Origin of the sequence: Streptococcus sp. UMB1203 (assembly GCF_030217725.1) — a bacterium.
GTDB lineage: Bacteria > Bacillota > Bacilli > Lactobacillales > Streptococcaceae > Streptococcus.
Window position 1 is genome coordinate 1 of the sequence record NZ_JASOOK010000006.1, and the last position, 11,859, is coordinate 11,859.

Annotated in this window: 11 protein-coding genes; 4 read left to right on the top strand and 7 right to left on the bottom strand. The window is 40.9% G+C overall.

Features of this window, described 5'->3' with window-relative positions; genetic code table 11:
• The 6 genes from dltD to QP439_RS02565 form a co-directional block, all read right to left on the bottom strand.
• Positions 1-532 (bottom strand): D-alanyl-lipoteichoic acid biosynthesis protein DltD (gene dltD, locus QP439_RS02540; RefSeq protein ID WP_285387471.1); only part of this gene is annotated, 532 nt, incomplete at its 3' end.
• A 47-nt stretch (positions 533-579) separates the two neighbouring features.
• On the bottom strand, positions 580-1,734 hold the full coding sequence (gene dltB, locus QP439_RS02545; protein ID WP_261026999.1) for a D-alanyl-lipoteichoic acid biosynthesis protein DltB: 1,155 nt from the start codon (positions 1,732-1,734) through the stop codon (positions 580-582).
• 392 nt (positions 1,735-2,126) lie between these two features.
• Positions 2,127-2,831 carry an MIP/aquaporin family protein gene (locus QP439_RS02550; protein ID WP_227326022.1) on the bottom strand — a complete coding sequence of 235 codons (705 nt, stop codon included), beginning with the start codon at positions 2,829-2,831 and terminating at the stop codon, positions 2,127-2,129.
• A gap of 70 nt (positions 2,832-2,901) precedes the next feature.
• The gene (gene glpO / locus QP439_RS02555) at positions 2,902-4,728 is read right to left on the bottom strand and encodes a type 1 glycerol-3-phosphate oxidase (protein WP_153210232.1); all 1,827 of its coding nucleotides are present in this window, start codon (positions 4,726-4,728) and stop codon (positions 2,902-2,904) included.
• A gap of 193 nt (positions 4,729-4,921) precedes the next feature.
• Positions 4,922-6,430, bottom strand: a complete 1,509-nt coding sequence (gene glpK / locus QP439_RS02560; RefSeq protein WP_084953116.1) for a glycerol kinase GlpK — start codon at positions 6,428-6,430, stop codon at positions 4,922-4,924.
• A gap of 159 nt (positions 6,431-6,589) precedes the next feature.
• Complete coding sequence (locus QP439_RS02565) at positions 6,590-8,017, bottom strand: AcpB/EbpR/MafR family transcriptional regulator (RefSeq protein ID WP_285387475.1); 1,428 nt, start codon at positions 8,015-8,017, stop codon at positions 6,590-6,592.
• A gap of 164 nt (positions 8,018-8,181) precedes the next feature.
• On the opposite strand from QP439_RS02565, the gene hslO reads away from it, so the two are divergent.
• Genes hslO through QP439_RS02580 form a run of 3 tightly spaced genes read left to right on the top strand, consistent with a single transcriptional unit; the run spans position 8,182 to position 10,568 of the window.
• The gene (gene hslO, locus QP439_RS02570; RefSeq protein ID WP_203175228.1) at positions 8,182-9,054 is read left to right on the top strand and encodes an Hsp33 family molecular chaperone HslO; all 873 of its coding nucleotides are present in this window, start codon (positions 8,182-8,184) and stop codon (positions 9,052-9,054) included.
• Complete coding sequence (gene dusB / locus QP439_RS02575; protein ID WP_285387476.1) at positions 9,041-10,021, top strand: tRNA dihydrouridine synthase DusB; 981 nt, start codon at positions 9,041-9,043, stop codon at positions 10,019-10,021. Before hslO ends, dusB begins: the two co-directional genes overlap by 14 nt.
• A 1-nt stretch (position 10,022) precedes the next feature.
• A complete protein-coding gene (locus tag QP439_RS02580) occupies positions 10,023-10,568 on the top strand; it encodes a cysteine hydrolase family protein (RefSeq protein ID WP_285387478.1) in 546 nt (181 codons plus the stop codon).
• Positions 10,569-10,643: 75 nt separating this feature from the next.
• Here QP439_RS02580 and QP439_RS02585 read toward each other — a convergent pair whose 3' ends face one another.
• Positions 10,644-11,342 (bottom strand): hypothetical protein, encoded by a 699-nt coding sequence (locus QP439_RS02585; protein ID WP_153198939.1) that lies wholly within the window; start codon positions 11,340-11,342, stop codon positions 10,644-10,646.
• 279 nt (positions 11,343-11,621) lie between these two features.
• On the opposite strand from QP439_RS02585, the gene QP439_RS02590 reads away from it, so the two are divergent.
• Positions 11,622-11,852 (top strand): hypothetical protein, encoded by a 231-nt coding sequence (locus QP439_RS02590; RefSeq protein ID WP_033682492.1) that lies wholly within the window; start codon positions 11,622-11,624, stop codon positions 11,850-11,852.
• The last annotated feature ends 7 nt before the right edge of the window (positions 11,853-11,859 follow it).

Consider the following 11,859-nt stretch of genomic DNA (forward strand, 5'->3'; position numbering starts at 1 on the left):
TCCCCTTGGTAATCTCGATAATGCGATTAATTAGTTTTTCTTTCGTTTCCTTACTAATCTTATCATTATTTAGCATATGGAAAATATGTTCTTGAGAAGCCTTGTTCAAAAAGGCATCCTGATGAGTCCCATCTTTTTCAAACCACTGAACCGACTCTATTATAGCCACTTTTCGCTTAGTCATAGATCCTTCAATAGAACCCAAGGTCGTAGCCTGAATGATGTTTTGTGAATAACTAGTCCCAATCTGCATGATATTAAAATCGTTGTAGTTAAAAATTTTATTGGGATGGTAGTCTTCATTTATCGTCGCAACCAACTCTGATGAGCCCAATAAAACAAATGTATTGGGAGTAATATTGCTTGTCAGAATATCTCTACTTTTATACTTTTCATACGAAGTGCTGTAGCGAATACTGTTATCCTTAACTTTATAATAATCATCAATCTTCTTAATAAATGTCACACTTAAAAGGGCAAGCGTCGCACTTACGAACACAAGCGATAGCAAAAATGCTTTTAGTTTAATCATATCGTTTTATCCTATCCCTTCGATCCGTCCAATCTCTTTTCAATTTTTTATCTCTTTAAAATCGTAAGTAAAATTTTATATGGTTCCCCTGAAAAGATAAAGAAACCAATCATAACCAAGTTCATGGTCACAAACCAACTCAGTAGCTTATACCAGTTTTTATTTTTATTTGTCTTATAAAAATTACTTTTCTTTTGATACACTTCAAATCCAGCCATCAAGATACCATGATAAAAACCATAAAAAATGTAGCTTACACTAAGACCATGCCATAAACCCATGATCAACATATTGACCATATAGGCATATGTTGCATTATGTAATCTATTTTTAAACCATTTTTTCCTGATGGCCTGCATCAATACTCTTGAAAATACAAAGTCTCTCAACCAGGTTGATAAGGTAATATGCCATCTAGTCCAGAAATCCTTGATATCGACACTCAAGAAAGGTTTGTTAAAGTTCATCGGTGTCTGAATACCTAGAATGTTACTACTTCCAACAGCCATTAGACTATAACCTGCAAAGTCGAAGAAAAGATACAAGGTGTAAAGGTACATGTACTTGATTGAGTAGACGACTGTACCAGTATTATTTAGAGCGAGTAACATCTGGTACACATAGGTTGACAAAACAACCTTGTAAAGAAGGCCTAGAACGATACGATACACACCGTCCCCTGCTAACTCTAGATACTCTTTTCGAGGCATGACCTCGTTTATCTCTTTTAAAAATCTCCTACTCCGATCAATCGGACCAGCACTAACTGTAGGGAAAAAAAGTAAAAATTGCAGGTAGTCTTTTATGCTAATCTTTTCTTTAATCAAGCCATCCGATATTTCTAGCATGATTTGAATGGTCTTAAAGGACATGTAGGAAATTCCAATAAAGGCCAACAAATGCAAAGAAGTCAGGGAAAAGACTTTATTGATTACTAAGGGGAGAATAGAAAGGAAAACCAGAGGTTTCAGCCGCTTTGTTTCTATCCTCTGTGCTATGAAAACCAGAAAATATTGATAAATTACAAAGGAGATTAAATAGACAATCATTGCTCTACTCTTGCCATAAATAGCTCCTGCAAATAAGAGGGAGAGCACCAAAATATAGTAGTCCTTACGTTTTTCAAAAAAGTTTACTACAAAACCAATTAGTAAAACTACAAACAAAAGAAGGAAAAACTCATTCCCCTCGAAATAATTCATACCAGCCAAACTCCTTTTTTCTTTTTCTCATCTCATGATTTATCTTTTTAAGATTAGTTCCTATCATATTACCAAAGATAGTTAACTTTATTCATTATATCATAATTTAAAAACTATAGATACTTCTATTATCTAATTTCCTAGAGTAAAAAATTCAACCAACTCTTAGTAATGAGACGAAATTATTCACACAATAAATAAAATTCAAGAACAAAAAATTGATGAAGGAACCGGTGAAGGATTCTGACTTTTTAGCTGAAATAGTAATCAACACCAGTATACAAACTTAAAAAAATCAAAATGACCAAAATGAAGTGAGAAAGTACTCCTTTATTTTGGTCATTTTTTGTAAGTTGTGTTTATTGAAGTATGAATAATTGAGTTTTAATATCTTAGAAAAGCGAGAATACAAGCACGGCCAAGGCTGCACCGATAACAGGTCCCACAACTGGAATCCAAGCGTAAGACCAGTCTCCGTCTCCCTTGTTTGAAATTGGCAAAATGCTATGCATGATACGAGGTCCAAGGTCACGCGCAGGGTTCAAGGCAGAACCTGTTGTCCCACCTAGTGATAGAACGATACCGACAATCAAAGTTCCCACTGCGAAGGTTCCGATTCCTGCTTGAAGGTCATAAAGTCCCAAAGCAAAGATTGTCAATACCAATACAAAGGTGCCAAGGATTTCACTAATCAAGTTTGATACAGTATCTTTTATAGCTGGTCCAGTACTGAAGGTTGCCAGGATATTGCCTGCATTTTCTTCTGCCTCATAATGCGGTTTGAATTGCAACCAAACCAAAATCTGACCCAGCATAGCCCCTGCGAACTGAGCTAGGATGTATGGGAAAACGGAAGCCCAAGAGAGCGTTCCTTTTAAGGCCATCGCAAACGTTACAGCTGGATTTAGGTGGGCTGGGCTGAGCGTGCCAGATACAAAAGCCGCAACGGCTACAGCAATTCCCCAACCCATAGTAATCACAATCCAACCTGCATTGTTGCTCTTGGTTTTAGGAAGAACCACACCTGCAACAACACCATTTCCTAGAAGAATCAGGATTAAAGTCCCCAAAAATTCTCCAAATAATTCTTTCATCATATCGTTGTCTCCATTTTAAAGAAGGAGAGGGAAGGCAAGGAAGGCTTGTCTCCCTCTCTTCTAGTTTTTCTTAATTTTTCAATTCCGCTAGATCGTTGTTAGCAAGGGCTGCTTCAACATCCGCACGGTAAGTTGCTTTCTCGTCTTCTGTCCAGTCATAGAATCGTCCCATTTCATCTAAAACTGGCTCAACGATGCTATCCAAACTATCACGCATAAAGAGCATGTGGTTGGTACGACGAAGGAGGAAGTCAACTGGGCTAAGAGCCAACTCATTGCGCATTGCATAGTGAAGTGATAAAGTATCTGCCAAGCTGAGTCCTGGTGCTTGTTCTAAACTATGAGCAAGGGCAAAGACTTTCGGTACATTTGAACCATAGAGATTTGCGAGATAGTGAGCTTCCTTGCTATCCAATCCACGTGACACTCCAAGTTGCGCAAAGGCTTCGATTTCTGAATCAACATTTGCTGGGTTCAATTCCCCACCTGAAACAGGGTAAGTCTTAGAATTGATCAGTTTAAAGCTACGGTCAAATTCTGCTTTGAGGATGTCAACCACGCGCTCCATAGCTCCTTCAGCCATCTTACGGTAGTCTGTGATTTTACCACCAGCAAGGGTCAAGAGGCCATTGTCATCTCGGTCCAAGCTCGAACCACGTGAAACTGCAGATGGATCCAAATGCTTCTCAGAGGTACTGCTTTCAAGCTTGCTGACAGCAGACTCAACATCTTCACGCGTTTTTTCTTTAGAGAGATAAGATTCAACAGTCGCAATCAAGTTGTTAAAGCTTTCATCACTGATTGTACCGTTATTTCCTCCATTGTAGTCAGAAGCGCTATTGCCTGCGATCAATGGACGAAGACCTGCCCAGCTACTTTCAATATCATCAATGGTAATGTTGGCTTCTGGGAAGCGGTTGTTGACAATGCCAAGTAGATAATCCACATCTTCCTGAGTTACTTTTGGATGTTCCAAATCACCTGTGTAGTCTGTATCGGTTGTACCAAAGTAAGTCTTGTTTTCACGTGGGAGAACAAAGACCATACGGCCATCACCCAAACCTGTGTCAAAGTAAACTGGTTGTGAAACCTTGATCTTGCTTGAATCCACTACCAAGTGAACTCCCTTAGTTGGGCGCATTTGTGAGAATTGGGTTCCCTTATTAGACAAATTGCGTACTTTATCGCTCCAAGGACCTGTTGTGTTGATAACCAGACGAGCCTTGATTTCAAAGACTTGGTCTGTCAAGAGATCACGAGCTACAACACCTGTAATCTTGCCACTTTCGTCAAAGAGGAAACCTTCTGCCTTCACGTGGTTGGCAATGAGGGCACCGTCTTGGTTGGCACGTTTGATGTTTTCAATCACGAGACGGGCATCGTTGTTACGGAAGTCAAGGTAAACCCCACCTCCTACCAAGCCTTCTTTCTTCAAGTTTGGCTGGCGTTCCAAAACTTCTTCCTTGCTCAAAACCTTGTTAGCAGCTGGTGTGTTGTTAACTCCTGCCAAAAGGTCGTACAAGTCCATAGCTACTTTAAGACGGAAGAGGCTAAAGGTCGCTCCATCTTCATCGTAAACTGGTAAGAGCATTGGGTCTGGTTTTGGAATATGTGGTGCGATTTGTTGAACTACAGCACGTTCTGAAACTGTATCTGATACCACTTCTACGTCGAATTGTTTGAGGTAACGAAGACCGCCGTGAACCAATTTTGTTGAACGGCTGGATGTTCCTTCTGCGAAGTCCTGCATTTCAATCAAACCAGTATCTAGACCACTAGCTGCTGCCTGCAAGGCTACACCAGCCCCTGTAATTCCTCCACCGATAATCAAGAGGTCCAAGGTACGTTCCTGCATTTTTTGAATTGATAATTCACGTGTTTTCTTTGAAAATTCCATATTTACACACTTTCTAACTAAGTCGCTTTATTCTTCCAGTATTATACTCTTCGAAAATCTCTTCAAACCACGTCAGCGTCGCCTTACCGAATGTATGGTTACTGACTTCGTCAGTTTCATTTACAACCTCAAAGCAGTGCTTTGAGCAACCTGCGGCTAGCTTCCTAGTTTGCTCTTTGATTTTCATTGAGTATTAGTCATCGATTTCCGCAAAGACTTGCGTTGCTTTTACAGCCTTCTTCCAGCCCTTGTAGAGTTGTTCCTTGCGAGATTCGTTCATCGATGGCTCGAAGAGCTCTCCTGTCTCATTCAAGAGTTTCAACTCATCCAAGTCTTTCCAATAACCTACTGACAAACCTGCTAGGAAGGCTGCTCCTAGGGCTGTTGTTTCCAAGTTTTTGGCGCGTGCGATATCGATTCCCAAAATGTCAGCTTGGAACTGCATGAGGAAATTGTTCATAGCTGCACCACCGTCCACTTTCAAGACTTGAATAGCTGTCTGAGCATCCACTTGCATGGTGTCGATGATATCACGCACCTGATAAGCGATAGATTGCAAAGTCGCCTTAATAAAGTCTTCTTTAGTTGTTCCACGAGTTAAGCCAAAGACAGAACCGCGAGCGTTTTGGTTCCAGTATGGAGCACCTAGACCTGTAAATGCTGGAACGACATAAACTTCATCATTGTTGTGAGAATCACGAGCGTATTTTTCAGATTCTGGTGAATTTTCAACCATGCGAAGACCGTCACGAAGCCACTGAATGGCACTTCCTGCGATGAAGATAGAACCTTCCAAGGCATAGTAAACCTTGCCGTTAATTCCGTAACCAATCGTTGTCAAGAGGTTATTTTCAGACAACTGCATTTCTTCACCAGTATTCATGATGATGAAAGAGCCTGTTCCATAAGTATTCTTGACCATACCAGGCTCAAAGGCCAACTGTCCAAAGAGGGCTGCCTGTTGGTCACCAGCCATACCTGAGATTGGGACTTCTCCACCATAGAAATGGAATGGGGCTGTCTTACCGTAGATTTCAGAGTTAGAACGAACTTCCGGAAGCATAGCCTTAGGAATGTTGAGGATTTCCAAAATCTCATCATCCCATTTGAGTTCTTTAATGTTATAAAGCATGGTACGAGCTGCGTTTGAGTAGTCGGTCACGTGAGCCGCACCGTCAGTCAATTTCCAAACTAACCAAGTATCGATAGTACCAAAGAGCAATTCCCCTTTTTCTGCTCGCTCTTGAGCACCTTCAACATGATCCAAAATCCAACGAACCTTAGTCGCTGAGAAGTAAGCATCGATGATCAAACCAGTCTTTTCATGGAATTTTTCCACATAACCTTGGTTTTTTAGTTGCTCAGCTAAAGGGGCTGTTTGGCGAGACTGCCAAACGATAGCGTTGTAGATAGGGAGCCCTGTTTTCTTATCCCAGACAACAGTTGTTTCACGTTGGTTGGTAATTCCGATTGCTTCGATTTGACTTGGCTTGACACCACTTTCGATGAAAGCACCCGCAATAACTGACTGGACTGAGTTCCAAATTTCATTGGCATTGTGCTCTACCCAACCTGCCTGAGGGAAAATCTGGGTAAACTCTTTTTGACTCGAGCTGACCTTTTCTCCTTTTTTGTTGAAAATAATGGCACGAGAGCTTGTAGTCCCCTGGTCAATGGCCATGATGTATTTTTCTTGTGACATGTGCTGTCCTCCTGATAAAGATCTTGAGGATGTTTCCTCTTTACACTTACTAGTATACAAAATAAAGCGCTTTCTTGCTTATCAACTTTTTTTAATTTTTTAAAAAATGTGAGTAGATTGTGTGAATTTCACAAAAAAGACCTGGAACAACCAAGCCTTTTAAGTGAATAATAACTGACGAATCGCTGCCAAATCTTCCAAATCCAAGTCGTTTTTTAAATAATAAACTGGAGTCTGTTCCTTCTTATGAATCGGGTTATTGGTAACCAGCAAATCATAATGTCGAGTTCGGTCATAGGCTTCAATGGTAATAAAACGATTGTATTCCAAATACCGTTTCAAAATGGCTGCCATCCTTGAAAAGACAAGAAAACCTGATGTCAAATCCAAACCAATCCGCATATGCTGGCCACCATTTTCAGCCATATATTCAATTAACTGGAGCCATTCCCAGAGAATTTTCTTATCCAAATCCGTCCCCTGCTGAAAGGCAGGCAAGGCATGAAAAATCTCCTCTGCCGTTCCCCTAAAATCATGTTCCATCAAAAAATAAGGATGACGATTCTCTAACTGGTACTTATAGCGGTCCTGTAAGATATAGCCCTTGTAGAGATAAATTTGACCACAAAGCTGGCTGAGTTCATAGGTGACATGGTCCTCTGTGTAGTCCCCCAGCAGCTCCTCCTTCTTCATCTCTTGAATCAATTGCGTCAGCAAATCGGCTAATTGCCCTCCAAAACCAAGGATATACTCCATAGTATGAAGGGGCAAGATACGATGGGAAAGGAGAAATGAAAAGAATACCATCATCTCACCATCCTCAGTTCCTAGAGGGATATGTTGCCCAGCAAAAAAGGACGGAGCCTTTCTCAGCAAACGAAGGTAGAAAATATTGTCAAAATACCCTCGCATTTTTTCTTCTATGACTTGAAACTGACAGGCGTTAACCCGAAGGCGCTGTTGACTGATGTGAACCCAGAGAACCAAGTCCAGTTTCTGACCTGAAGACAAGCTAGCACCGCAGATTTCTTCTAAGCTGGCAATCTCCTGCTTTCTCTCTGGCTTCTGCATATGTCCTTCCCATTCCTGACTCGACCACAACTTGCGAAAAAGACAGAAATAGAAATAGCGAATCTGATGCTCTGGACCTCGCCAACGTCCATTCTGGATGGATAAATCAAATTCTGACAAAATCTGATTTAAGCTAGCTAAGTGACGACCAAGCGTAGCCTCGCTAATCATCAATTCTTGAACCAGCTGATGGGCTAAAAACTGTTGATGGTAGAGAAGATAGACCAAAATCTGGTATTTAACAGCATTCTCCAAAAACAGGCTCCGAATATCTCTCCCCTTGGTAGTTGCACCGATTGACAGGCGCAGATTTTCATCTTCTAAGTGAATAGTCAGCTCTAAGCCACTATCCAAAGCCTTTTCATTAAGCAGGGTGACATATTTGGTTAGAGTTGCTTTTGAAAATCCTGTTTCCTCCATTACAGCCTTGACAGTCGTCTGAGACTCTTGTAATAGAAAGGAAAGGATTGAAAATTGGCCAGATTCAGCCTTTTCCATCAAATCTCCTAAATACATTTGTTACCCCTTTCATTTTCTACCTTAAGCATAGCATAAATCTTACAAATGCTGAAATAATCTGTTTCTCTTTTTATTTTCATGCTGATTTCCTTATCCATTATCCTGAAAATCAGCAAACACACGGCTCCCCCTTTGGGCATTTTTATGCTAAAATAGTAGCTATGGATAAAATTATTAAAACAATATCAGAAAGTGGCGCCTTTCGTGCTTTTGTCCTTGATAGCACTGAAACCGTCCGCACTGCTCAAGAAAAACACCAAACCCAAGCTAGCTCAACTGTAGCACTTGGTCGAACTCTTATCGCTAGCCAGATTCTCGCAGCCAATGAAAAAGGAAATACCAAACTAACAGTGAAGGTACTGGGATCTAGCTCTCTAGGAGCTATCATCACCGTCGCTGACACCAAGGGGAACGTCAAAGGCTATGTTCAAAATCCTGGTGTTGACATCAAAAAGACTGCAACTGGTGAAGTTCTAGTTGGACCTTTTGTTGGAAATGGTCAATTCCTCGTTATCACAGACTACGGTACTGGAAATCCTTACAACTCTATGACTCCCCTTATCTCTGGGGAAATTGGTGAAGACCTTGCCTTTTACCTGACTGAAAGCCAACAAACGCCTTCTGCAGTCGGCCTCAATGTCCTTTTAGACGAAGAAGACAAGGTTAAGGTTGCAGGTGGTTTCCTAGTTCAAGTCTTGCCAGGAGCCAAGGAAGAAGAAATTGCTCGCTTTGAGAAACGCATCCAAGAAATGCCAGCTATCTCAACGCTTCTCGAAAGTGAAGACCATATCGAAGCCCTTCTCAAGGCTATCTACGGTGACGAGGCCTACAAACGCCTATCCGAAGAAGAGATCCGTTTCCAATGTGACTGTAGCCATGAACGCTTTATGAACGCTCTTGCTAGCCTTCCAATCTCAGACTTACAGGAAATGAAAGAGGAAGACCACGGAGCAGAAATCACTTGTCAATTCTGCCAAACTACTTATAACTTTGATGAAAACGACCTGGAGGAACTCATTCGTGACAAATCTTAATACACCTTTTATGATTGGCAATGTTGAGATTCCCAATCGTACCGTTTTAGCACCTATGGCTGGTGTCACCAACTCAGCCTTTCGGACCATCGCAAAAGAGCTCGGAGCTGGACTCGTTGTCATGGAAATGGTCTCTGACAAGGGAATCCAATACAACAACGAAAAAACCCTGCACATGCTTCATATCGATGAAGGCGAAAACCCTGTCTCTATCCAACTTTTTGGTAGTGATGAAGACAGCCTAGCACGCGCAGCAGAATTTATCCAAGAAAACACTAAGACCGATATCGTGGATATCAACATGGGATGCCCTGTTAATAAAATCGTGAAGAACGAAGCTGGCGCTATGTGGCTCAAGGATCCAGACAAGATTTACTCTATCATCAACAAGGTCCAATCTGTCCTTGATATCCCACTTACTGTCAAAATGCGTACAGGCTGGGCTGATCCATCTCTTGCAGTAGAAAATGCCCTCGCTGCTGAAGCTGCAGGTGTTTCTGCCCTTGCTATGCATGGCCGTACCCGTGAGCAAATGTATACAGGTCACGCAGACCTTGAGACCCTTCACAAGGTCGCTCAAGCTTTGACCAAGATTCCATTTCTCGCCAACGGTGACATCCGTACGGTCCAAGAAGCCAAACAACGCATCGAAGAAGTCGGTGCTGACGCAGTTATGATTGGCCGCGCTGCCATGGGCAATCCCTACCTCTTTAACCAAATCAACCATTACTTTGAAACAGGAGAAATCCTACCTGATTTGACCTTTGAAGATAAGATGAAAATCGCCTATGAACACTTGAAACGTTTGATTAACCTCAAAGGGGAAAACGTCGCAGTTCGTGAATTCCGTGGCCTCGCTCCTCACTACCTCCGTGGAACATCTGGCGCTGCCAAACTCCGTGGAGCCATTTCACAAGCTAGCACTCTGGCAGAGATTGAAGCCCTCTTGCAATTGGAGAAAGCTTAAAATGGTTCATACTGCTCTACTTGTTATCGATATGCAAAAAGCATTTGAGAACCCTATCTGGGGAGAACGAAATAACCCTCAAGCTGAACATCAAGCATTGAGGGTACTGGCATACTTTCGTAAACACGCTCTTCCAGTCTTACACGTTCAACACATATCTGACAATCCCCAGTCACAATTTCACAACAAACAAAATCAGGAGTTTAAAAGTGGATTTGAACCAGTCACCTCAGAACCTGTCTTTCAAAAAACAGTTAATAGCGCCTTTATTGGAACAAATCTTGAAACCTATTTACGAAAAAATCAGATTGGTCATTTAGTCCTTGTTGGTTTGACCCTGCCTCATTGTGTATCTACTACGACACGAATGGCAGCAAATCTTGGTTTTGAAGTCACTTTACTAGCCGATGATACTGCCAGTTTTACCCTATCTAACAAAAACGGTCAGGCCATCTCTCCTGAGACTATCCATGAGATTAATCTCCTTTCTCTACAAGATGAGTTTGCTCAAATTCTTACTACAGAAGAATTTTTAACCCAAGTATAAGTATAAAATAATCCGTCAACTCTTATTGAGCTGACGGATTTTCTTTGATTGTAAAAATTCAAATACTGAAAGCTATTATTGACTCAAAGCAACACTGGAAACCTTACCATCCGCTCCTGTTGTAATTTGGATGACTTTTCCTCCACCAATTTTGGCATTATACTTACCATCATCAAGAGTATAAGAATAGCCTTTGATAGAGTAATTTTCTTTCTTTCCATCAGCAGATTCTACTGTAAATTGACCACCTGATGAAACTGTGATGGTTTCGCCATTGGCTCCCTTCCAGTTGCCTGCTGCAGCTGAGAAATCACCATCTACCATGGTTAAAACACCCTTGTAGCGTTTATTTTGCTCTGCTTGCTTATCTTGAAGTTTGCGGTCAGTTGTAGGATCATAGCTTGATTGGTTAGACTGGGCTTGAGGAGCCTGTTGAGTGGAAGGAGTCTGAGCAGGAGTTTGTTGACTAGCCGCCTGTTGATTAGCCACTTCTTGACCTTGTCTTTGCTCTGGTGCAGATGCCACTTGTGATGGCGTTGCACTTGCTGAAGATTGATCAGTAGACGCCTTGGCCTTTTCAGATGAAGCTGAACTTGAAGACTTCTGAGTCTTGCTTTCTTTGTTAGAAGAAGTTGCTTTAGAACTTGATGATTGACTTGTCTTAGCAGAACTGCTTGCTTGAGTTGTCTCCTTTTTATTTCCACAAGCTCCTAATAGCAAAGTAGAAGCCAATACAGTCGCTGCCATCAATTTGATATAGGTTTTCTTTTTCATTTTTCTACTCCTTTGTAATATTTTAGAAATATAAAGAAATCTTTTTGTAATATGATTGTAACATTACGTTTTAAATATGTCAACAATTTATCTAAACTATTTTAAAAATCTTAAATACTTTAGATACATTTACTCCTCCTACTCTTCTATTCGTAATAAAACAGAAAAACAGGAGATTTTCCTATTAAAAATTTGAATTTGTTTTTTGTGTAATCGCTTGCAACTTTAAGTGCAAAGGAATATAATAACATTGAAATAGAATATAGGAGGTGTAGGATTATGTTAAGCAAATATTACAAGTATCTTCCTTGGTTGATTGTGACAGCTATTGTCTCTTATCAATCAGCCACTTACTATGCGCGAACTGCATTTGATGTGTTTTATCTGACTACAATCTTTTTGATTGTTTATATCGCTTTGTTATTCCTACACGAAAAATATCTCAAGTATCGATACAAAGACTTTTTTACTCACATGTTGAGTAATTCTAAGAAGGATAGCCATCCATAAAAGTAGT